19 protein-coding genes, 1 pseudogene and 2 riboswitches are annotated in these 23366 nt (G+C 52.9%); of the genes and pseudogenes, 4 read left to right on the top strand and 16 right to left on the bottom strand.

The features are described from left to right. Positions 1-1203 (bottom strand): MFS transporter, encoded by a 1203-nt coding sequence (locus AAC01S_RS05165; protein ID WP_169794010.1) that lies wholly within the window; start codon positions 1201-1203, stop codon positions 1-3. Between the two features lie 1809 nt (positions 1204-3012). On the opposite strand from AAC01S_RS05165, the gene AAC01S_RS20045 reads away from it, so the two are divergent. After that, on the top strand, positions 3013-3135 hold the full coding sequence (locus AAC01S_RS20045) for a hypothetical protein (protein ID WP_281178109.1): 123 nt from the start codon (positions 3013-3015) through the stop codon (positions 3133-3135). Between the two features lie 145 nt (positions 3136-3280). Here the strand turns inward: AAC01S_RS20045 and AAC01S_RS05155 are convergent, their stop codons facing one another. Both AAC01S_RS05155 and AAC01S_RS05150 read right to left on the bottom strand, forming a co-directional pair. Then, the gene (locus AAC01S_RS05155; RefSeq protein WP_083511539.1) at positions 3281-5068 is read right to left on the bottom strand and encodes a DHA2 family efflux MFS transporter permease subunit; all 1788 of its coding nucleotides are present in this window, start codon (positions 5066-5068) and stop codon (positions 3281-3283) included. A gap of 12 nt (positions 5069-5080) precedes the next feature. Then, a complete protein-coding gene (locus AAC01S_RS05150; RefSeq protein WP_067619863.1) occupies positions 5081-5740 on the bottom strand; it encodes an HlyD family secretion protein in 660 nt (219 codons plus the stop codon). Between the two features lie 214 nt (positions 5741-5954). Between AAC01S_RS05150 and AAC01S_RS18660 the strand changes: the two genes are divergently transcribed. After that, entirely contained in the window at positions 5955-6548 is a 594-nt protein-coding gene (locus AAC01S_RS18660; RefSeq protein WP_169794009.1) for a J domain-containing protein, read from the top strand. On the opposite strand, the gene AAC01S_RS05145 is transcribed toward AAC01S_RS18660, so the two are convergent. The 8 genes and pseudogenes from AAC01S_RS05145 to AAC01S_RS05115 form a co-directional block, all read right to left on the bottom strand. Then, positions 6493-7767, bottom strand: a complete 1275-nt coding sequence (locus tag AAC01S_RS05145; protein WP_067619860.1) for a sensor domain-containing protein — start codon at positions 7765-7767, stop codon at positions 6493-6495. The genes AAC01S_RS18660 and AAC01S_RS05145 overlap by 56 nt on opposite strands. A 58-nt stretch (positions 7768-7825) precedes the next feature. Further along, positions 7826-7912, bottom strand: a riboswitch (cyclic di-GMP riboswitch). Between the two features lie 129 nt (positions 7913-8041). Beyond that, positions 8042-9403 carry a glycoside hydrolase family 30 protein gene (locus tag AAC01S_RS05140; RefSeq protein WP_067619857.1) on the bottom strand — a complete coding sequence of 454 codons (1362 nt, stop codon included), beginning with the start codon at positions 9401-9403 and terminating at the stop codon, positions 8042-8044. Between the two features lie 120 nt (positions 9404-9523). After that, positions 9524-11146 carry an ABC transporter substrate-binding protein gene (locus AAC01S_RS05135; RefSeq protein ID WP_067620074.1) on the bottom strand — a complete coding sequence of 541 codons (1623 nt, stop codon included), beginning with the start codon at positions 11144-11146 and terminating at the stop codon, positions 9524-9526. A 339-nt stretch (positions 11147-11485) separates the two neighbouring features. Beyond that, a complete protein-coding gene (locus AAC01S_RS05130; RefSeq protein ID WP_067619854.1) occupies positions 11486-12493 on the bottom strand; it encodes a LacI family DNA-binding transcriptional regulator in 1008 nt (335 codons plus the stop codon). A gap of 257 nt (positions 12494-12750) precedes the next feature. Next, complete coding sequence (locus AAC01S_RS05125) at positions 12751-13035, bottom strand: hypothetical protein (protein ID WP_157071052.1); 285 nt, start codon at positions 13033-13035, stop codon at positions 12751-12753. A gap of 91 nt (positions 13036-13126) precedes the next feature. Beyond that, positions 13127-13210: riboswitch (cyclic di-GMP riboswitch) on the bottom strand. 52 nt (positions 13211-13262) lie between these two features. After that, positions 13263-14207 carry an HD-GYP domain-containing protein gene (locus tag AAC01S_RS05120; RefSeq protein WP_245630090.1) on the bottom strand — a complete coding sequence of 315 codons (945 nt, stop codon included), beginning with the start codon at positions 14205-14207 and terminating at the stop codon, positions 13263-13265. A gap of 116 nt (positions 14208-14323) precedes the next feature. Next, a pseudogene (locus AAC01S_RS18655) lies at positions 14324-14452 on the bottom strand (DUF3892 domain-containing protein); the annotation flags it as partial. Between the two features lie 65 nt (positions 14453-14517). Beyond that, positions 14518-15366, bottom strand: a complete 849-nt coding sequence (locus AAC01S_RS05115) for a M55 family metallopeptidase (RefSeq protein ID WP_067619848.1) — start codon at positions 15364-15366, stop codon at positions 14518-14520. Between the two features lie 71 nt (positions 15367-15437). On the opposite strand from AAC01S_RS05115, the gene AAC01S_RS19195 reads away from it, so the two are divergent. Beyond that, positions 15438-15605, top strand: a complete 168-nt coding sequence (locus AAC01S_RS19195; protein WP_157071051.1) for a hypothetical protein — start codon at positions 15438-15440, stop codon at positions 15603-15605. Between the two features lie 73 nt (positions 15606-15678). On the opposite strand, the gene AAC01S_RS05110 is transcribed toward AAC01S_RS19195, so the two are convergent. The 5 genes from AAC01S_RS05110 to AAC01S_RS05090 all read right to left on the bottom strand — a co-directional run bounded on the left by AAC01S_RS05110 (position 15679) and on the right by AAC01S_RS05090 (position 21808). Next, positions 15679-16806, bottom strand: coding sequence for an SGNH/GDSL hydrolase family protein (locus AAC01S_RS05110; protein ID WP_067619845.1), 1128 nt, complete (start codon positions 16804-16806; stop codon positions 15679-15681). Between the two features lie 32 nt (positions 16807-16838). Beyond that, entirely contained in the window at positions 16839-18341 is a 1503-nt protein-coding gene (locus AAC01S_RS05105; protein ID WP_067619842.1) for a malate:quinone oxidoreductase, read from the bottom strand. A 274-nt stretch (positions 18342-18615) separates the two neighbouring features. Continuing rightward, entirely contained in the window at positions 18616-19464 is an 849-nt protein-coding gene (locus AAC01S_RS05100) for a carbohydrate ABC transporter permease (RefSeq protein WP_245630089.1), read from the bottom strand. Positions 19465-19477: 13 nt separating this feature from the next. Beyond that, positions 19478-20407 carry a carbohydrate ABC transporter permease gene (locus AAC01S_RS05095; RefSeq protein ID WP_083511536.1) on the bottom strand — a complete coding sequence of 310 codons (930 nt, stop codon included), beginning with the start codon at positions 20405-20407 and terminating at the stop codon, positions 19478-19480. Positions 20408-20467: 60 nt separating this feature from the next. Then, a complete protein-coding gene (locus tag AAC01S_RS05090; RefSeq protein ID WP_067619839.1) occupies positions 20468-21808 on the bottom strand; it encodes an ABC transporter substrate-binding protein in 1341 nt (446 codons plus the stop codon). Between the two features lie 212 nt (positions 21809-22020). Here AAC01S_RS05090 and AAC01S_RS05085 point away from each other — a divergent pair. After that, positions 22021-23366: APC family permease (locus AAC01S_RS05085; RefSeq protein WP_169794008.1), on the top strand; the 1346-nt coding region annotated here is incomplete at its 3' end.

Below are 23366 nucleotides of genomic sequence, written 5' to 3'. Positions count from 1 at the left end.
TCAGACGATATTCACGGTTCCCGCGCGTCGGCGATGCCGAACGAGAGAAATGCACCCCACAATGACGGCGAGCACGACAAACAGCGTCACGACGAACGCAAGGATCAGCCACAAGACCTGCCCAGGCAAGATGTGGTCCATGGCGTAGCCGACAATCGCTGGACAGACGGCTCCACCAATGCCGGCAAAGCCCGTCACCGCGCTGGTGACAAAACGCTCCATGCCGGGAAACGTGTGATTCGCGTAGACCATCGTGACGGAATAGACGGCCGACATCGCGAGACCAAGTCCAAATATGGTCGCGTACGCGGCAACCAGACTCCGCGCTTGACTGAACAGCAGAAGGCAACCAATCCCCGCCGCCACGCTGCCAAGCAGATAGATTTGGTAAGCTACGCGTCGAACGATCCAACCAATTGCGGTCCGGCCGACGACCATCGCGATCCAAAACACGGACGTGCTGAGCGCCGCGATACCAGGCCTGGTTTTCAGATACGTGGTGACGATACTCGGAAGAAATCCGTTCAAACTTCCTTCGACGCCCACGTACACGAGAATCATGAGGAGAAACAGCGAGAGAACGGCATATTTCGACGCGACGCCGCGAAACACGGGAGGAGGCGTGCTGCGCTCCTCTGCGTGCTTGCCGACACTCGACGCCGGTAACGCCGAAGTCATGGTCATCCAGACCATCGCCAACACGAAGGCAAAGATCGCCACAAGCAGCGACGACAGCCGCCAAAGGTTCATGGCGATGAATCCGCTGGACACAGCCGGCATCACCAGGGCGCCGAGACCAAACGCGACTTCCAGCCGACTCATCATGCCTGCGCGCCGCCCGACGAACATCTCCATGATGTACGAAGCGACCGCTGTCTCCAAAGCCGACGCGCCAGCTCCGTTGACAATCACGAGGCACTGCACCCACACGAAGTTCGGCAGCAGGAGAATGCCTGTCTGGGCAACGACAATCGCCAGCGCGGAAGACGACAGAATGACGCGATAATGCGTGCGACTCATGCAGCGTACCGTGATCGGCACGCCAATCATGAAGCCGATTGACTGAAGGAGAATCAGTAAGCCTGCCGAGGTGTAATTCACGTGGTAGTGGGCCAGCAATTCCGGCATGATGGCCCCGAAGAACACGCTGGTCATACCCCCCAAGCCATACATGCCGTATGAGGCCCAGAGAAATCGATTCAAGCTCATGTTCCCCCTCGTCCCATGGACGGTCGTCTATCGATCCGGACCTTCATCATACTGTCCGGCGAATGTGTATCATCTCAGCCCAAAGCCAGTTTACACGAGATATGTCGCCTTGGCATCGACTTCACGCAGAAACGCGGGCGATAACACAGAAAAGGACTGCCCGCTTCCATGGTGAAGCGGACAGTCCCTCGAAAAAACTTGTCATGCATGCTCGAATCGAACTAGCCCTCCTGGTGGACAGATGGCTCTCCCAATGCCCACAAAGCCTGTCACTGCGATTCTGACGACGCGCTCCCAAAGAGTGTGATTTGCGTTGACCATCGTGACGGAATAGATGACCGACACCGCGGATAGGCCGCGGGTACCAGTAGCAACCACAGATGCCGCATCTGTCAAACGCACTCCATATTATGATGAGAGATGGTATTTACACTGACTATTCTCAAGTGGGCTATCGGTGCGACGACAAGTCTTGTCGTCGTTGGCTCATCACTCATGAGTGTTCCCCAAGCGTTGGCTGAAACAACCACTTCGTTTTCTCAGAGGGGGGACATCCCTCCTCTGAACATGAAATTTTGGCATGTTTGGGCTTAGCACAAGTTAATCAAGTGTTTTGGGGAAATATTTAACAAACCCTTTCACTCTTCCGGTTATAATGATAAAGGCGAACCATTTAGATGACACCCCTCTTTTCGATTGAGAGCCTGTTCTACAACAGGTTCGCCTAAAGCCACTCTAAGATGGGGCGATGCTGATGGTATTTTCGTTTGAAGTCGGGAATACGGAAATTCACAAAGTTTTATATGATTTTAATCAAAACTTGGGGACAGTCTACATCGACGTTGATGGAATAAGAATCATTAGTGATTTTCGTCTCTTCTCTTTCAAGCTGACTAAATCATACACATTCGAAGTAGGCAGTTCTGAGGTGCATAAAGTACGAATTGAACAACGGAGAAAACTAATATTGGGAGGAATCCGGCCATATAGACTACGTGTTTTTATAGATGAAGAACTCGTGCATGAACAGGTAGGGAAAGGAAATGCAGTGAAGATAGTCTCTAAAGGGGTAAGGTCAACAAAATGACGCGAAACCCACTCCAAAACATGTCAACTCGGATTTCGACGGTTAGGTGATTGAGGTCATTGACCGAGGTGTTTTTCGGTATTCGGTTGATTTGTTAGCGGACACGACGAAATCATGGTATGGAACTTGAGGAATGATACCGCCTCTCCAGGCCAGGCTATGACCTCCACTTTTTCAATTGGAAAAAAATCTCCTTGACAGCACGAAACATAATCGACGACCGATGCTTTGCATACACTGGCTGACGAGTACTCCACTGGCGTACATGGCGCGCTAGTATCCCGGGCAGGTAGCATAGTCTTCATCGGAGCCGTCCGGCGGTCCACTCACTGTCTCCCACCCGGTTAAATCGCGACGCTTGTCCAGCAGGAGTAGATGATACGCAAGTAGCTCCAGACCTTGCGGCGCTTTGTTGACATTGGCTAGAGAACTGGTCGATGGCAAATCCATATTGGACTTCCTTGATGTGATTCTCGGCGTTACCCCAAAATTTACAGAAATACCACACATCCCCGTCGCTCCAGTCAAACGTTGTGGCAGTCGTCTCGTATTCCCAGAGCCAATCGCACGCAGGCACTCTTGGAGGCCAATGTCTTCGACCTAAAAATCACGCTCCGCCGAGGTTTGTCCCCGGATGTTGCCTGATACATCATCGATGTAACGCCACCATGTTCCCAATCACTCTCTGTGACTCAGTGCCAAAGGAGATTTGGCGCTTGCGCCAACCGTGCGATGCGTTTGGTCCACTGCAGTTTGAACTGGTAGAAATCCGCAAATCCATCTTATGTATGGGCGTCACCAGGGCGCAACTCATCATAGAGACGACGACCAGTGAGTAAGCCAAACACCAACAAGGGGTGGAAACTCGCTCGTCCGTGATGGTGTGGACGATATCCAACAGATGTGACACAGAAAAGGACTGCCCGCTTCCATGGTGAAGCGGACAGTCCCTCGAAAAAACTTGTCATGCATGCTCGAATCGAACTAGCCCTCCTGGTGTGCGGCGACTTCTTGTTCAGCCTGAGCCAACGGTTCCGGCTCGCCATCCGATGGACTTTCCTCCGCCGGAGCTTGGATCGCGTCAGTGACGTTCTGCCCGGAAGCAGCTTCCGATCCCGGCGTCACCGCACTCGCCGCCGCACCACCTGAAGCTGCGCCTGCCGCAGCCATCGCGGGCTGCTTGATATGGCGGATGAAGAACGACAGCACAAACGCGATGGCTGTGCCAATCGTGGCCCACCAGAAGGCGTCGTTGATGCCGTAGATGGTGGATTGTTGTTCGGCGAGATCGTACAGCACCTGCCTCGCGGCGATGGTCCCGTTGGCGATGGAACCATGCAGTTGCGTGGCGAAATACTGGGTCAGTTCGTGAAACATCCCGTTGACGTACGAATTCGTCGACGTCATGGTGTCGCGAAACTCTTCGTAGTGAACCTTCGTCCGGCTGGTCATGACCGTCACCAAGATGGCCGTGCCGATGGACGAAGCAATGGTGCGCGCCGTATTCGACGCCGAGGTCCCATGCCGGTACAGTTCCCGTGGCAACTGGTTCATGCCTGCCGTCTGCACCGTCATCATCAGCAGCGACATGCCAAGCATGCGGATGGTGTACAGCAGCATGATGTGGCCGTATGTCGTCGAATCGTTGAGCAGCGTAAACTCGTACGTTGAACCGATGGTGATCCCGAGGCCGACCAACGCCAGCGGACGGGCACCCAGCTTGTCAAACAAAGCTCCGGAGATGGGCGACATCAGACCCATCAAAATCGCTCCGGGCAACATGACCACGCCTGACTGCAACGCCGAAAAGCCACGGATATTCTGCATGTAAATCGGCGTCAAAATCATACCACCGTACATCGACATGTTGATGAGCGCGCCAATCACCGTCGTCAACGAGAACATCCCGTATCTGAACACGCGCAGATTCAACATGGGCTCTTTGCAGGTCAATTCGCGAATGACAAACAGAACCAAAAACACCGCGCCAATGATCAGCGACAGACGTACAGCGGTGTCCCCCCAGCCTTTGCTGCCTGCCTCGCTCAACGCGTACAGCAAGCAGAAGAAGGCGACGAGCGACAATACCATGCCAGTGCCTTCAAATTTGGGTCGGGCTGGCTTGGATACGTTCCTGAGCAAAAAGACGCCCAGCAGCACGTCGATCACGCCGAGCGGAATCACCACGTCGAACAGCAAACGCCACGACCAGTGCATGATCATCCAGCCGGACAAGGTCGGGCCAATCGCTGGCGCGAAAAACATTGCGATGGCCATCGTGCCCATGGCCCGGCCGCGCTGCTCAATCGGAAAGAGCTCCAGGATCACGGTCATGACCAACGGGATCATGATGGCCGATCCCGCAGCCTGAACCACTCGGCCGATAACCATGATCGAAAACGTCGGCGCGATCGAACAAATGAATGTACCAATCGTAAAGCACGACATTGCGGAGATGAACAGTTGACGCGTCGAGAATGTCCCCATCAAAAAGGCGGTGATGGGAATCAACACGCCGTTCGTCAGCATGTACGCCGTCGTCAGCCATTGCACCGTGTCGGCGGTGACGTTGAACGAAGACATCAGGTGCGGTAAAGCGACATTCAACAGCGTCTGGTTGAGAATCGCGATGAACATGCCAAACACAAGTGTGATCATAATAGGCAGACGATGCGCTTGCGGCGATTCCTCAGCGGGCGGCAGATTGGTCTGCGCCGACAGCGCTGCGGTACCGGCTGCCTGGTTGGCGGGCACTAGCGTGTCATTCGACATCGAAGTCCCCCCTTACTTGTGAATCCGGACGGTTGCGCTCATACCGGGCCTCAGGCCGCTTCCAGCTGTACTTTGCAGCGAGATCGTCACCGGAACGACTTGCGTGACCTTCGTGTAGTCGGCTGTCGTGCTTTGCGTCGGGAGCAGCGAGAACGTGCTGGCCGTCGCGAGGCCAATCTGACTCACGGTGCCGGACAGGGATCCCGACTGGCCCGCCACATAGACGTCGACCTGTTGACCAACCTTCACATCGTTGATCTCGGTTTCCTTGATATTCGCGACGATATCCAAGTGGTTCATGTCATACGCGTAAGCAAGCGGCGTACCTGCCGCCACGTACTCGTTGTTCATGGCGTCCGATTGCACGATGGTGCCAGCCGCCGGAGTCTTGATGGGGATGTCGACCACTTTGTTGCCTTCTTGCGTTTCGACATCGGCAATGGTAGCTCCAGAGGAGAACGTGTTTCCGAAATTGCCTTGCCAATTGGTGATCTTTCCTGTCGCGGGCGACGAAATCACAATCTGCGTTCCACTCACCTGCGCATCGTCCGTCTTGAGATAGAGCGTGGACTGGTTGTAGAAGTAGTAACCTGTGAGGGCGGCTGCGATCACGACAATGATGACGATGATCTGGATAGTGATCAGGCGGCGGTAACTGTTTCCTGTGTTCAATTCTCTTCCCCCTACGATGCGTGCTCTCGCATGATGTGTAGAATCATGGATAATAGCTGTTTAGACATTGTACTATTTAGTCTATGTATATTTAATACAATGATGTAAGTCAGTCAAGTGACCGATGTGGCGATTTTGTTAACGTGCAGACAATCCCATGGTACAATTGGGCGTGTGTCCCAGTCGAGGCGGAATACAAGGAGTGTGGCTGGCCGTGGGTGAAACGACTGTCCTCAAGCGATGCGCGTCGTGCCATACCGTCAATCGTGTTCAGATGGCCCGAGGCGTTGAATGCCGTTGTGGGCAATGCGGCTCAGATCTGCCACTGACACATTATGACGTGCTTGGCCTTCCCTATGACGCATCGCCATCTGACATCAAATCCGCATACAAACGATCCATTAAGATCTGGCACCCTGACGTTCATCCGAACCGCGAATTGGCGCAGCGGCAGACCCAGCGCATACTGGCTGCGTATGTCACACTCGCGAATCCAGACACGAGAGGTATCTACGATTCGAGCCTGCGAGGACCGTCCGGGCAGCCGAAATCCACGGACAACGCGAAAGGCTTTCAAGCCTCCGGCGTCTCTCAGGATGGGACCTCAGCGTCTCTTCGATCCACCGCTGCCGGTCGCACGTCGAACTTCTACCTCGCCCTCGGCGGGTTTACGGCTTTCACCCTAGGCGGAGCCATCTTGAGCGGTCTGTCGGGATCGCCGATGGCATTGTTCATCCTGCTCGCGCTGTCCGTCATCGGCGCTGTACAGCTATTGGTTCGCCTATTTCACGAAGGTGCTGGTTCGTAAACTCGAAGGCGTACAGAGCCTCCCCCTCCGGTCGCTTCAGGCAAATCTGCTCAAACAGATCTTGCGGCTGCGGCGGCAAAACGAGATAACCTTGAATTTCGTCACATCGGTTTGCCTTGAGCACCGCCCACTGCCCTGGATGTTCAACGCCCTCCGCAACCACTCGCATGTTCAAAGAGTGCGCCAATTCAATCATGTTCGCGACCACGAGTTTGGCCCGATCCGTCTCTTGCAAGATCCGGACAAACGCTTGATCGATTTTTAACGTGGACAATGCCATAAACGGCAAATAGCGAAGCGCGGAATAGCCCGTGCCAAAGTCGTCAACAGCTATACTCACCCCGAGTTCCGTCAGTCGATTGACGACCGAGATCACTCGCTCGAGGTGATTTGCAAATACAGATTCGGTAATTTCCAGCTCAAGCCACTGCGGGTCAAGCTGTGTTTCTTCAAGAACCTCTTCGACCAGTTGAAGAAAGCCGTCGTGTTCAAATTGAACGACGGAGACGTTGACAGCAATTCGAATTGAAGGCAGTCCCGCCATTTGCCACGATTTCGCGCATGCGCAAGCCCGCCGCAAAACCCATGCGCCAATCTCCCAAATCAGTCCAGACTGCTCTGCAAACGGAATAAAATGTTCAGGCGAAACCTGTCCCAATTCAGGGTTGAACCACCGCAGCAACGCTTCCGCGCCCAGCAGTCTGCCTGTTTCCGTGTCGACCTTGGGTTGATAGTACAGTTCGAATTCGTTACGCTGCAAAGCCTGCGTCAACGCTTCGTACATACGTATTCGATCCCGATGAACAAACAGTTCCGTGGATCGGAAGTCCTCCGCCGCAAAGATGGTGCTGCCTAGGACCTCTCCCGCAGCATTGATATGGGGATAGGCCCAGATGATCACAGTGAGAATATCGCCGGACTTGGTTTGACGTTTCACGAGTTTGCCGTTGATGATTTTGCCATTCAGGATTTCTCTTGTGATTTGATATGTCTCTTCGATTTCACCCGCTGGAATCAACTGCAATCCGGCGTGTCCAATCAGCTCTTCCGCAGACCAACCAAATATGCGTTGAGCTGCTTCCGACCAACTGATGATAAAACCATTCTTGTCCAATGCATAGACCGCCACTGGCGAGTTTGCCGTCATCCAGGCAAACGTGGACACCTGTTGAATCTCCTGTCCGTTCTCCGCCAGGGAGTCTTGCGATGTCGACGACATGACACCACACCCCCCTTTAAAACGGAAAATCCCCGAAACCGTGGGTTGCAGGGACAAGAGATGCAACCCGGCGATCATGGGCGATTCCGCCTTTAGACCCGTAGCTTTGCGTCCACACTTTTCAGTGTGTTTGCCAAGTATTCCATTCTTTCGCCATCATACTACACATTTCGACAGATTTCTACAGTTGTCGATAGTTTTGAGATAAACTTCTAAATATCGGCGCAAATTCGAACAAACGCCGAGCCGCAATCGCGGACTCGGCTTCGCACATTTAGATAAGTATGGTCTGAATGGAATGCGGTTGACTCGAACCCGATGCAAGTATCCCCGCTTCAAACTGCAGGTGGTACGATATCACGGCATCGGTGCGGTTCAACACGATCACCACGATGGAATCGTCAGGGTTCTGGAATGCGGTACATTCGAGCTCGTCCGTAAAGACGCTGCAGCCAATGCGGACCGCGCCAGGACGAACGTACTTGGAAAAATGGCCAATGTAGTAGTACGAGTTCTCATAGGTCAGCGTGTTTGTACGCGTATCCGCAATCACGGGTGCGTCGCAGAAATTTCCGACGTGGTTCGGCCCACCCTGTTCATCCAAGACGAGATTCCAGTCGACCCACCCGCACGCCCAGTGGTTCAGATCGCCGAGGATGTGGTGGGCGTAGCGTTCACCGGTACTCCAATCGTTCAGGTGGACGCCGCCTTCGATACAACCTTCGGTGAACAGCAACTTTTTGTCGGGAAACCGATAACGGGCAGCGTCGAGATCGCCAAAATGATCTCCCGAGTACCAGTGGAACGCGGTTCCCCAAATGTACGCGGCAGCTTCGGGATCCGAATACGCCGCCTTGGCGCGAGGATATACACCGTCCTTGTTGTGATCCCAAATCATCAGCCGAATGTTTTCCAACCCCGACCGGCTCAAAGCTGGGCCGAGAAAACGTTTTACGAATTCCACTTCGTCATGCGCGTCATAGATACAAGAATCCCATCGCTGCACCGCATGCGGTTCATTCTGTACAGTCAGTCCCCAAATCGAAATTCCCCTATCCCGATACGCCTCAATGTACTTGACGTAGTAGTCTGCCCACACCGCTCGATATTCAGGCAGGAGCCGCCCGCCGCCGTTCATTGCGCCGTTGGTTTTCATCCATGCGGGAGGACTCCACGGCGACGCAAACAAGCGAAACGACGCGCCCTCGACGCCCATCGCACCGCGAATCATCGGAATGAGGGCCTCCTCGTCGCGCGAGACGCTGAACGAGGCGAGCTCTGTGTCGCCGTCCGTGACATACGTATAGTTGCCTAACGCAAAATCACAGCTGTGTATGTGCGTTCGGCACAAGGAATAGCCAATGCCCAAGGTCGGATGGAAATAGCTTTGCAGCACCTGCTGCTGGACATCCTCGCTCATCTTGGCCAATGTCACAGCGGCCGCTTCCGTAAACGCTCCGCCAAAACCTTCTATCTCCTGATACCGCACGTCCGGATAAATTTTGATAAAGCCGCGCCAGGTCTCGTTGTCCTCGACAAAGACCAGTGGACTGATTTCACTCAGACGATCACCCGTGTCTCTCGCTGTCTGGATCACCTTGGCTGTCCGCGGAGTCAAATTCGTTTCGCGAATCATCGATAGTTCCCCCTCCTCTCATAGCGCGCTCGTCGCAGGGACGAACGCAGAAAGGCGAGGAGCTTCATTCCTCTGGAATCGCTCCTCGCCTTTGGAAACCCTCAATCTGCGTCGAGCAACTTAGTGAACTGGCTTGAGGTGCTGCATCACAATAGCCGCCGATTGCGTGTTTGCCGGACCAGGCGTAATCCAAAGATTCGACTTGGTCGGCCAACCGGTGTAGTCCTTGTCGTTGTACTCGTACCAATAAGCGCCCGTCAGCAATGGAATCACAGGCAACTGTTCGGCAGCGATCTTCTCGATGGTGTACATGTCCTTCTTCTGCGTGGTCAGGTTCGTTGTAGACGCAAAAGAGTTCAACGCGTTGTCTACGGTTTTGTTCTTAAATCCTTCCACGTTGAACACGCCGTGCGAATCCAGCATGTCGTAGTATGCAAGGTACGGCGTCGGACCTTCGTTCGTCCAAGAGACAGCCAAGTCGTATTTGCCTGTTGTCACGCCATTTTTACCTGGTGTTGGAGCGATGTTGGCATAGTACGTGCCATAGTCGACCTGATTGACGGTGATGCCGATGCCAATCTTCGAAAGATCCTGCTTGATGAGCAGGCAATCTTCGTCCCAGTCGCTCCAACCAGAGACGACTTCGAGGTTGAAGTTCAGCTCTTTGCCGTTCTTCGCAAAGATGCCATTCGAATCTTTCTTGAACCCAGCGGCCTCAAGCAGTTGAATGGCTTTCGCGTCGTTCGGAGCCGAGAACGTCAAATCGGATTTCGGCAAGCTCGGATCTACCCAGTCCTTGAAGTTGGGCAACGGCAAGCTGATTGGATTGCCGACGCCTTCGTAACCGGTTTCACCGAGTGTAGAGAGTTTGTTTCTGTTGATAGCCAGGCTGATTGCCTCACGCACATTGTATTGAGCCAACAAAGGATTGCTGAGGTTTGGATACAGCTCCACTTCGTTGTCTGGCGGGAAATAGTAGTGGTTGTGGCTGTTGCCGGCAACGTACGTCTTCTCGACATTCGGGATGTCCAAGTTGCCGTACTGCACACTGCCGTTCGCCAACGCGAGATCCGCGCTTGCATTGCTGGCGAATGCGGGATAATCCAGTTCCGGAACTTTGGGAGCACCAAGGTAATAGTTTGGATTGGCCTTAAATTTGTAGTCCTGTGTGGTAAATGAGCTCACAATGAACGGGCCTGTGCCAATCGCGTTGCTGACCGTGATCTTCGCCTTGGCGGGATCTCCGAGCGAAGACCATTCGTGTTGCGGGAGAATCCACGTCTCGCCCAAGACATACTGCTCCGCGAACGGCACGTTGACCGACTTGAAATTGAATACGACCGTGTGGGTTCCCTTCGCTTGAACACTCTTCAAATATTGCCAAACGCCGTTTGAATCGGCATCAGGGTATTTCTTGAGATCGTTAAACGTAAACACGACGTCGTTCGCCGTAAACGCCTGTCCATCCGTCCACTTCGCATTCGGTTGGAGCTGTACGGTCAACGTTTTGTTGCCATTCGAGAATGCGTAACTCTTCCCAAGCAGATCCCACGTTTTCCCCGTAACCGCGTCAAAGAAGAACAGGGATTCGTATACGTTGCCTTGTGTGCCTGCCAATTGTCCGGAAGAGTACGGGTTGAAATTCTCAGCATACGTACCTTGTGGACTTGTCACGACGACGAGCGGAGGCTCTGTAGCCGCTGATGCCTGCAACATGGGGCTCGTCGTTAACGCGAGCGCCATGGCCGAGGTTGCCGCAAGACCGATTAAACGCTTTTTGGACACTGGTGAATCCTCCTCTGGTCTGTCAAGTTTGAAAATGCTGCCGGTAGGTAGGAGTGCCCTTGGCACATTTCATATCTCTTCTGACCCCCACCATCACATTCCAAGAAATTTCCCGCGAAGATCTGCAGTCAACTCGTCGGCATCACCACCCTTTCGGCACCAGAAATCTTGAAAACGCTTACCCATTGGACGTAAAGTAAATGTTCGAATCGGCCTCAGGCGATTGGAACATCCGCTTTAACGTTAAAGCAGTTATGCGAAGCGTACACCTTTCTAGAAAAATATGCAATAGTTTTTCTAACCTTCGACGTGAGTCACAGGCGCTGTCGAGTCCCGGACAATCAATCGAACCGGCAAATTGACAGGCCTGGTATAAGGACGCCCCTCCAACTTGGCAATCAACATCTGGGCTGCGTGGCGGCCTGCTCGATAAATATCGTGGCGAACGGTCGTGATCGACGGTCGGACATACTTGGAGAATTCAGCGTCATCGAATCCGACGACAGACACGTCCTCAGGGACAGCGTACCCGACTTCGCGCAAATACTCAATGGCTCCCAGGGCCATGATATCGGTTGACGCGAGAATAGCGCTGGGCCGCTCATCCGCGCGAATGATCCGCCTGACTGCGCTTGCGCCGCCTTCTCGACTATTTTCTCCGGTAGCGACCCATTGCGGGCGATACTCGAGACCAAGATGGCGTTGCGTCTCACGAAACACTTGATACCGTTCATACACGTATTCGTAAGCCAAGGGCCCGAGTACGTAACCGAGTCGACGATGCCCAAGCCGATAGAGATGATTGACAGCCTCCTGAAGACCGCGCCTCGTATCGGACATCACGTAATCCATGAGATCGGCATCCCCGCCGCGCCCCAATGCCACAAAAGGCATATTGGATTGCTTGAAGTACTGGATGTATTGGTCGTTCACTTTCACTTCCGTGAGCACCAGTCCGTCGATCCGCTCCCGCACCAAACTGTCCAGGCTGTCCGAATAGATAATCGAGACGACGTAGCCGTGATCGAGTGAAACCTCTGTCAAACCGCGCAGCAATTCGGAGTAGTACGGATCGGAAAAGGCTCGCGGCGTTGCGGGAATGAATAAGCCAATCGCGTAGGTCCGTTTCTTCACCAACGCCCGCGCCGACATGTTCGGCGTATAATTCAGTTCTTCAACCGCTTGAAGGACACGCTTCCTCGTTTCGTCACTGATCCGATTGGTGCCGTTCAGCACATTCGAAACGGTCGTTGGAGTCACACCGACATGCTTGGCAATGTCCTTTATTGTTACTTTTTTCGGCATCGTGCGGCCTCCATACAAGACAACCCATTTTCATCTCAATGTTCGATCATTGCAAACACTATAGCATGTCCTGTAGACCATTCAGTAAAACGAGATTGTGAAGAAGATCTATCAGAGGTATATCATACACCGATCCGTTGCAAGTTTTGAACGCGGGCGTGCTTCTAGCAATCACAAAAAACGGGACCACATTGCGCAGAGGGAACGCTGCGCATGAGACCCCGTGTATGTAGTGGATAGAATTTATGTAGTAAAAGTTACGCCATTGGGCGCGGCGGATCCAACGCGATGAGCGAGTTTCCGTTCACGCTGACCCAAATATAGTCGTGCGAAACATCTGCACCCGTGGCTTGGTACAGACTCTCTTGCAAATCGAATGTGGCTGTGGACAAGGCCGTTTGCGATGTTTGCCCGGACGATCCAATATTCACCGTGGTATCATCGGACGAGTCATACCCAGTACTGGTTGCCGCCATGGCGGTTACAGTGCCAACCACCTGTACTGCACCAACAACCAGCGCAATTGCTATCGATTTCTTCATCACCCGACATTACACCTCCGCGTCCTCGCGCCGGACGACAAATAGGAAAATGCACCCGATTTACACGGGTGCATTCCGCAACCGATGCAAATTCGGCAGCTGGCTGGCGTGCAATCACTGCGTAGCCCCTCTAGCTTTGCGTCCCCACTTTTCAGTAGGTTTGCCTTTGTCGTCCCCGAAACGTATATTTTCTATTAATTCCATCATATACTCGTTGATTCGCTAAATCAAGCACCTGCTTGAATCCCCGGGTCCTCCTCAAGCACGCGGATAAACGCGTCGACGACGTCCGGGTGAAACTGCGTTCCTTTGCATCGCTGCAACTCCGCCGCCGCGTCAGCGCGACTTACCGCTTTGTGATAAGGTCTATCAGTGGTCATCGCGTCAAACGAGTCGACAACCGAAATAATTGCCGCTTCGATACAGATTTCGCCTCCGCGAAGACCGAGCGGATAGCCTCTCCCATCCTGGCGTTCGTGATGCTGCGCGACAATATTGGCCGGTTCCTTCAAGTACGGAAGTTCGCTTTCGAGCAGAATCCGTTTCCCGTGCAGCGCGTGTTCGCGCATCTCTTTCCACTCGTCGTCCGTCAACTTCCCCGCTTTCAGCAGGATAGCTTCTGGCACGCGAATCTTGCCGATGTCGTGAAAAAACGATCCCATGTTCAGATTGAACAATTGCGATTGCGAGAGCCCCATGACTCGTCCAACCTGAACCGACATCGTTTTGATTCGGTCACAGTGGCCCGAAGTATACCCGTCCTTTTCCGCGATAGAAATCGCCATCTGCACCAATGCGTGCAATTGCTGACTGTATTGGTGAAAGACTGGCTGCGTGACAACATACAAAAAATCTGTATCTTCCTGGGCCGTGAAGACGACGTACTTTTGAATCGGGTGTGCGGACAGGACGTCACCCGGCCGCAGATGCTGAGTGCCTTCTTGAGACTCCCATGTCAGGTGCCCTCGCAGCACACAAATGGATTCGAATGCTTGCCAGCCCTCTTCTGGTCCGATTGCCCAATCGTACCCTGCCGCCAAATGGTGATGGATCAATTCCGTCCCGTCTCCCGAGGCTAACAAAGACATCGTCAGGCCGTTAAAGTGAGCCTGTTCGAGCGATGAATCTCGCGAGGTCACCATGATATTTGATTCGCCATCGTAGATCGGCATGATGATCCTCCTCGTCCATTCCGCTGCCGAAGCCGCCAACTTGTTTCATTTGACTACGGATGGACGAAATCCTTTGGTTAACCATGGGAAGAGGTCGATGTTTGTCGAACTATCTGTCAAAACTCGGGCAATTCATCCAGGTTGTTTTCCTTGATTCCGTCTGGCTCACTTCGCAGAATATCGCGGCCGTACTTGTGAAATACGTCGACGTGCGACAACCGGCCCGCTTTCGCCTCCGCCATGGCTGCTCCTCCTTACCTTTGATAGGTTGCGTGTCGGAGATTAGCTTTCCCAGCCATGACGAATTCCATCAAGCGTTTGCAGCGCTCAGGACGCCATTCGTCGCAGTCATGGCGATGATGACGCAGCCCCAGAACAGTTTGTATCCGGTCACCATATCCGCAGTCGTGAATCGTATGGTGGTCGGCGATGTCTGCTCGATGAGCGGGATCGTCGTCGTCATGTGCGCTTGAGCCGTATTCTTGAATGTGACCTCAAAGGTTACCTGGCCATCCAGCCGTTTGGGCTTCGCTGTGCCAATCAGCCCCATCGCCGCTTTGGCTTTTTCGCGAATGATCTGCTGCGCCTTTGCGGGTGGCAGCAATTTGGCCGAATATCTGTCGATGCCCCACTTGACGATCGCTGCCTCAATATGCGGCAGGTCGCGCTTTACCTCTTCCACATACGCGTCGTCACCTGAGATGAATAGGGCTGGAACCCCAAACTGGCCTGCGACTCTGGCATTCAGTTGAGTTTCACCCAAGACTGTTCCATTCACTTTGAGTTCGCTGACGCAGATGCCCGCAAGCGTGTGGTTGATGACCGCACGCACATCTCCGCCTTCCCGTCCATGGTGCCCGACAAAGAACAGACCGTCATAGGACTCGTCGAGACCTTCCAGTTGGCACATCACGCGATTGTTGCCGCTGATGAGGACGGCGCGATCGTCCAACTCCTCAATGAGGATATTCGACATATTGCCATGGCCGTCAGCCACAACCACTTCGGTGGCCCCGCCATCAAACGCCCCCGCGATGGCCGCATTGACATCTTGTGTGTACAGCCGCCGAAAGCGTTGGTACTCGCCCTCCTTGGTAAGTTGGACATTCGTCGCTACGCCCGAAACGCCCTCGATGTCAGCAGAAATAAATATCTTCATGGAAAAATGCTCCCTTCAGTCGAAGACTGTGCAACTATCATATCCACGTGCGCATTGGACATCCTATGCACATGGACAAGAGCAGATATGACACCACAGACAAGGTCAAAGACAGAAAACGGCGATCCCCCGCCAAAGTCGCCGTCATCGCAGTCATCGCGTTGGCAGTTTTGTTTGTGCTGCTGGAGTGGCAGGAATTTGTTCACCTGAGTTCAAACTGGTTTTATGGAGGCCGTTAGCAGGTTCATGCAATCACACAGGACGACCCCTTCCAGTTTCGCGAAGGGGTTGTTTCCTTGAACCCGGTTCACACTACACGCCCAATATCGTCCTGATATAATCAGCCAATTCGGACGCGGCCTTTTGATGGGCGAGAGTACCAGGATGGTTGCGAGCTCCCACCGTCTCGGCTGTCGTGTTGGGCAGTTGAAACACGGAGACTCTCCGATCTCCCGTCTTCTGCTGATACCGATCCACGGCCCGATAAATCGCCGGCATCAGCGGAATGCCAATCATACCGTAGGCCCAGACAATATGAGCATGCTGGTTGCAGGCCCGCAATTTGACCAAAAACCGCTCTGCCGCAGCCACGAACTTTCCCAAGTCCTCTTCACAGTACGTCCCATCTTCATGGAGACGTTGCTTGTACGCTTCTCCAGTAACCGGATCGATCCATGCAGGATTGTGGAACGCGCCCGCGTCATTCGTCCCCAGATTGACAATCACGACATCCGGCTGCCACAACGTGAAGTCGTACGCGTCCAACGCGCCGAGAGCCTGATTGCGCGTTCCCGACAACAGACCGCATACTTTCTCGTAACCATCTGGGATATTCGCGTTGGGATTGTTGTCCCAACTCGTGAGTACCCCCCATCCGGATTGTGAAATCACACGATACTCCGCGTTCAATTCGTTGGCCGTCATTTCTGGGTAGCTGTGGACGGCGCTGAACCACATCGGGATCCAATCGCTCTCCGCCTTCGCGCCAACAGCCCCCTCTCCGGACGTGATGCTGTCGCCGATGAATTCAATCTTGAGCGGCCTCTCTTCGACCGGAAAAAACGCGCCGTCGCACTTCACGCCATGGATTTGCAGCAAACAGTCGGGATCGCCGCTCATTGCCTGCAGTTCTTTAACAATGCGGACATGCTTCACATTGTCTGGATTCATGCCGCGGAAGACGCAAAGCCACTGTCTTCCGGCCGTCAGCATTTGTCGGGACACCAACGCGCCGTTGTTCAACATGGCGATCCACGGCTCATACTGCCCATAGTCCGCCTCAACCTCGATCCAAAGCTCTGACCCATCGACATTCAGTTCGATCCCGCTCGCCGTCCAAAACAGCGTCAACGGCGTCAGCGATCCCGTCGTTCGTCCGAGTACCTTGACATGATCGAGATCGGCCAAGGAATACGTTTGCAACGCTCGTGAGATTGGCATTCTCCGTCCTCCACATCGTCAGCGATGAATGATTAGCTATAGGCCAGTTCTTTCTCACTAAGACCAAGCGTTTCGGCGGTTGAAGCGTGAATCTCTTCGAACAATTCCGGATTGTCCTTGAGCGACAAGCCATAAGAAGGGATCATCTCTTCGATTTTTGGTTTCCACCCCTTCATCTGTTGCGGGAAACACTTTTCCAATACTTCCAACATGACATGAACCGCCGTCGAAGCGCCGGGAGATGCGCCAAGCAACGCGGCGATCGATCCATCGGCCGCGCTAACGACCTCTGTGCCGAATTGGAGCGTGCCTTTGCCGCCGTCCTCGGTGTCCTTGATCACTTGCACCCGCTGACCCGCGACGACCATGTCCCAATCTTCACTCTTGGCCGTCGGAATAAACTCGCGCAATTCTTCGATGCGCTTTTCATTCGACAACATCACTTGTTGCACCAGATATTTGGTTAACGCCATTTCTTTGACGCCTGCCGCCAACATCGTGAAGACGTTGTTCGGTTTGACGGAACCGATTAAATCGAAATTGGAACCGGTCTTTAAGAACTTCGGAGAAAACCCGGCAAACGGCCCAAACAACAACGATTTTTTGTTGTCGATGTATCTGGTGTCCAGATGCGGAACAGACATCGGAGGAGCGCCAACCTTCGCCTTTCCGTATACCTTTGCATGGTGTTGCCCGATGACTTCCGGATTCTTGCATACCAAGAACAGTCCACTGACCGGGAACCCTCCAATATGCTTTGACTCCGGAATGCCGGTCTTTTGCAGTAACGGCAAGCTTCCGCCGCCAGCGCCGATGAACACGAATTTGGCCGCGTGGGATTCGGTAGTGCTGCCATCTATGTCGAGCACTTTCACTTCCCAAAGGCCATCGTCCGTACGCTTGATATTCTTGACACTATGCCTGTAGTTGACTTCGACACCTTGACGCTTCAGGTGATCAAAGAGGATACGTGTCAAGGCGCCAAAGTTGACATCCGTCCCTGAGTCGATCTTCGTCGCCGCGATCGGTTCGTCCGAAGTACGCCCCTCCATGATGAGCGGAATCCATTCCTTCAGTCTGTCAGGATCGTCGGAGAACTCCATTCCTTGAAACAGCGGACTGTTTGACAAGGCTTCAAACCGCTTCCTCAAGAAAGCCACGTCTTTTTCTCCCTGTACCAGACTCATGTGAGGTATGGGTCGAATAAAATCCTGCGGATTTCGGATGATGTCCGAGTTCACGAGATAAGACCAAAACTGTCTGGACAATTGGAACTGCTCATTGATTTTAATCGCCTTACTAATGTCTATGGATCCGTCCGGTCTCTCGGTCGTGTAGTTCAACTCACACAGCGCGGAGTGTCCCGTGCCCGCGTTGTTCCATTCGTTCGAGCTTTCCTCTCCCGCGCTTCCGAGTTTCTCAAACACTTTGATTTCCCATTCGGGTGCCAACTCTTTCAGTAACGTTCCGAGCGTCGCGCTCATGATGCCAGCACCAATTAAGATTACGTCCGTTGCTTTCTGTACGCTGCTCATCCCAATCCTTCCTTATCCGATGTATTTTCAAAAGAGTAGGCGCTCTCTTTCGTGCTGTATCAAGCAACCAAAGCAAAGCGCTATTTAGAAACATACTTTTCCACCATTATTATACCCCTTTTGATAGTCTATCAGGACTGGTAAAAAGGTGAGAAGTTCGCACATCCTATGAACATCAGACAGCGAAAAAACCAAGGACACGGTTCTAGGTCTTCCGCGTCCTTGGTCTGTACTTGCCCGATCTGGCTTGCACCCGTGATTCGATACGAATTCGTTAACCTTTCAGACCCTGAGTTGCGATCCCTTCAACGAGATATCGTTGGAAGAATATGAAAATGATGAGCACAGGAATGACCGATACAATCGACATGGCAAACAGGTCACCCCACTGCGAATTCCCCATGTTGTCCATAAACATGTTTAACCCAATCGGCACTGTGAACAAGTTTGGATTGTTGAGATAAATCGTCTGGCTGAAAAAGTCGTTCCAGGTCCAATAGAAGGCGAAGATGGCTATGGTAATCAGCGCAGGCCTGGTTAACGGGAGAATCACGGAGACAAAGAGCCGATATGTGCTGCATCCGTCGATAGCAGCAGCCTCGTCGAGATCTTTAGGAATACCCCGAACAAATTGCACCATCAGATAAATGAAAAACGGCGTTGTTCCTAAAAAACTCGGCAGCATCAACGGGACAAACGTGTTGATCAGGCTCAGTCTGTGAAAAATAATGTACTGCGGAATCAGCACGACCTGAGCCGGAAGCATCATGGTCGCCAACATGAACCCAAACAAAAACCGTCTTGCGGTGAATTCCAGTCTGCCAAACGCGAACCCTGTCAGCGCTGAGCTAAACAGCGATCCAATGACGACCACAACGGAAATCTCCAGAGAATGCAAGAACATGGGCCCGAAATTCGTGCCTGATTTGCCCGTGATCCCATCGATATAATGCGCAAAGGTCCATGTGGTTGGGAAGAGATTGCTCGTCGAGAAAATTTGGTCATCCGGCTTGAACGATGCGAAGAACATCCACAAAATCGGATAGATCATGAGGAACGAAACCACGATGAGAATCACGTGCCGCATCGCGAGTCGCAATCCCGCCTTGGAAGTAGAAGGCACCTCACACACCACCTTAGACGTCGTAATTCACCCAGAACCTGGATGTCAAGAAAATGAACCCCGAGCAAAGGGCGATGATGATCAGCAAGATGACAGCCAGTGCGGCGGCATAGCCCATATGGAAGTACTGAAATCCCTGTTGGTACAGGTATAGAACATAGAACAAAGTCGAGTTCATCGGTCCACCGTCAGTAATGACATAGACCTGCGTGAACACCATAAAGGATGAGATGGTCCCCATAAGAAGATTAAAGAAGATAATAGGTGAAAGCATCGGCAGGGTGATTCGAAAATACCTCTGAACGCCGGATGCGCCGTCGATGGTGGCGGCTTCATTGAGATAGCTCGGAATTTGTTTGAGACCAGCCAAAAAGATAACCATTTCGGATCCGAACTGCCAAGCGCTCAACAGCACCAAAACGATGATTGCGGTAACTGGATTGCCAAGCCAAACCGGACCGTGGATGCCAAACAGGCTCAGCACAGAATTGATGGGACCGTTTTGATCGAACAACGTCCTCCAGCCGATGGACGCGCCGACGCTCCCGCCGAGCAATGAAGGCAAGTAGATCAGCGCCCGATAGATCCCGATCCCGCGAATAGGCTTGTTCACCAAAGTGGCGACAAGCAATGCGGCCGCGAGTCGGATCGGAACGGAGACCACAACATAGATGAAAGTCACCCGAATGGACGTCCAGAAATTAGGGTCTTGCCACAACTGACGAAAGTTTTCCGCACCGATAAATTTGGGAGGAGTCAGCAGATCATAGTTCGTAAATGCGAGATATAGAGTGAACAGCATGGATCCCGCAGTTAGAAAGAGCATGCCCAACAGCCACGGCGTCATAAAGACATAAGCAGATTTGTTTTTCTTGCTCGCCAGCCTTGTGGCGGAACGAGCCACTGCGTTTGACTTTAACGCGTTACCCATGGATATTCCCATCGTAAAACCTCCTGAAGTACGGGGCCTCGGCGACCCCGTACCACGGTTGGGCCACAAGATTTATCCTTGGGCCAGAATCTGATTCGCCTGCTGAATGAACTGCTTTGCTGCCTGATCTGGCGTCAGTTTCTTGAACGTTACCTCTTGACCAATGTTCTCCAGGAGATTTCCCTCGATTTGACCCGCTGCCGGAGGGTCAAGCGGCACGACGCTGGAAACCTTCTCGACCTTATCCATGAAGTTGTCCTGCTGGGCGACCACGCCGCCGATCGCCTTTTCGTCAGCCGCGCGGTTTTTCAAATTCGCGGTTACGCCGCGATCATTCTGGAATATCTTTGACACCTGCGGATCGTTCTCAAGGAAATTGACTAACTTTTCAGCCGCATCGGGATACTTCGTCTTGGACGATATGGTCCAATACATAGCCGGATGCAGGATATTTGGCTTGCTCGGCTGGTTCCAATCCGGGAACATCATGCGCTCAATCGGTTTGCCCAGATATTGTTGATAGCTCGCGTCCTGCCCAATCGACGCATATGTGAATGCGACTTGTCCTTTGTCAAACGGGCTCGCGGTCGGATCAGTGTGATCCCAAGCGGCATTCGCCTGAGCCGGCTCGACCCCGCCCTTGTTTTGCAGGTTGAGCCAATACTGGAACCACGCTGCAAGGGTTTTCTCGGATATTGCAATGGACTTGCCATTGGCGGAAAAGAGTGATTCGCCGTGGGATCTCGCCCAATACGCGAGAGGCGCACCTTGCCAAATATCGTCGGTCGAACCGTACACATTGGGCAACTTCTTATGCACTTCAATCAGGATGTTGGCAAACTGATCCCACGTGTAACTCTTGTTAGGATTGAAGCTAATGCCCGCTTTCTTCAATATGGCTGGGTTTACGATCTCGCAAAAGGTGTTGATTGCCACAGGCACCGCATACAACTTGCCATTCACTTTGCCCATATCCACAACATCCGGACTCAGCCCCGACGTATTGATGGACGTCTTGGTCAAGTTCATGAGCGATCCATTCGACACGTACTGATTCAGATACGACGCGTCCATTTGCATGACGTCAGGAAGAGCACCGCCAGCCGCTTGCGTGGCCAGCTTGGTCCAGTATCCATTCCAAGGCTCATATTCCGAAGTCACATGGATATTGGGGTACTTTTTTTCGAACAGCGCGATGGCTTGCTCCGTCATCTTTGTGCGGATTGGTGTCGTCCACCAAGCAAACGTGATGTTCTCCTGCTGCACCGAAGCCGCTCCCGACGAAGACGAAGACGGAGATGAAGACGACGTGCTATTCGTTTGCGGACTGCTTGTAGCACACCCCGCCAGTGCAACAACCGCCGCTAAACTGACCCCCGCGGCCATTGAATACGCTTTCTTTCTGCCAATCATAAAGCTCCCTCCCGAATTAACGAATCCGTTAATCAGTCAACGTCTTGTATACTAGCATACTATTATATGAGTTTCAACATAAAATCTGTATAACAATGGCAGGTCACCGGGTCGATCACCAAAAATCATCGTGCAATATACGGATTCTTGTATTAATATTCACTGGGAAATTCACAAGAAGGCGAAGGTGTCATCACGGAGTGAATCACAAGGTGAATCAAGAAAATGATGTTCAATTAAAAGCGGACAGTATCAGTATTGTGGACAACACCATCCTCGGCATCTCGTCCACTGCCCCCGCGTATTCTTTGGCGGTATCGCTCGGCGTCATCATATCCATTGTAGGGTTCTCGTCTCCGGCCATGCTTGTGTTTTCTTTCATCCCCATGCTCGGCGTGGCGTGCGGTTTTTACTACTTGAACCGATACTACGGGCCGAGTGCCGGAGGCATCTACAAATGGGTGAGTGGCACGTTCAATCGATACATCGGCTACATGGTTGGCTGGTCAATCGTGGCCGCCAATCTCATTTTTTTGGTCACCGGTTCCGTCCCATCAGGCACGTATACGTTGGATTTGTTCAACCCGGCATGGGCGAACAACCAGCTCGCCGTATCGCTGGTGTCCGCGGTATGGTTCCTGCTGGTGGTCTTTTTAACAGTCAGGGGGATGCAAATTTCGGCGCGTTTCCAATCCATCCTGTTGTTGATTGAGTATGGTGCGCTGCTCGTATTTGCGGTCATCGGGATCTGCCGCGTGATCACGACGCATCCTCTCGGATCGCATTCATTTTCATTCCACTGGTTTACGTTCCACGGCAGCTTTTCCGCATTCGCAGGAGGGGCGACCATCGCCATCTTCTTTTACTGGGGATTCGATTCGATCACGAGCTTGGGTGAAGAGTCCAAAGATGCCCGCGTGAATCCAGGCATCGCAAGTATTGCAAGTACATTCGGACTCTTGCTGGTGTTCGCGATTATGTCCATTTCGTTGCAGATGTTGCTGCCTGAAAAAGAGATCGCCAACCATCAAGACGATATTCTGAACTACTTTGCCCTGCAAATCGTTCCGCGGCCTTGGAATGACATCATGATTCTGTGTGTCATTTCATCCACAGTCGCCGTTCTTGTGACAGCGTTGTTCCCAGCGGTTCGTGTCGCCTTCGACATGGCGCGCGACAGCGTGTTTCCGCGTATCTTCGCCCGCGTTCATCCGACCTGGCGTACGCCCCATTTTGGTACATTTATCTTCGGCGCACTCGGTCTGATTGGCATATTTCTGATCAACCTCGCGCCAAGCGTAAGCTCCTTCCTCCGTGCAGCCAGTACCAACATTGGTATCGTGGTCGCCTTCTATTACGGTGTAACAGCTTGGTCGGCCGCTTGGTTTATGAGGAAACATTTCCACAGTCCCACGGTCTTGATATTTGGCATTCTGTTGCCCTTCGCGAGTGGCGCTTTCCTGTTTTTGATGGGCGGAGAGGTGCTCGTTCAGAGCGGCTTCGGCAGTTGCTTACCCGCGCTCATCGCCTTTGTCGTCGGCATCCCGATTTTGATCTA

This window comes from Alicyclobacillus acidiphilus NBRC 100859 (assembly GCF_001544355.1).
Taxonomy (GTDB): Bacteria; Bacillota; Bacilli; order Alicyclobacillales; family Alicyclobacillaceae; genus Alicyclobacillus; species Alicyclobacillus acidiphilus.
Note: the sequence above shows the minus strand (reverse complement) of the source record. Positions and strands in the feature narration are given on the sequence as shown.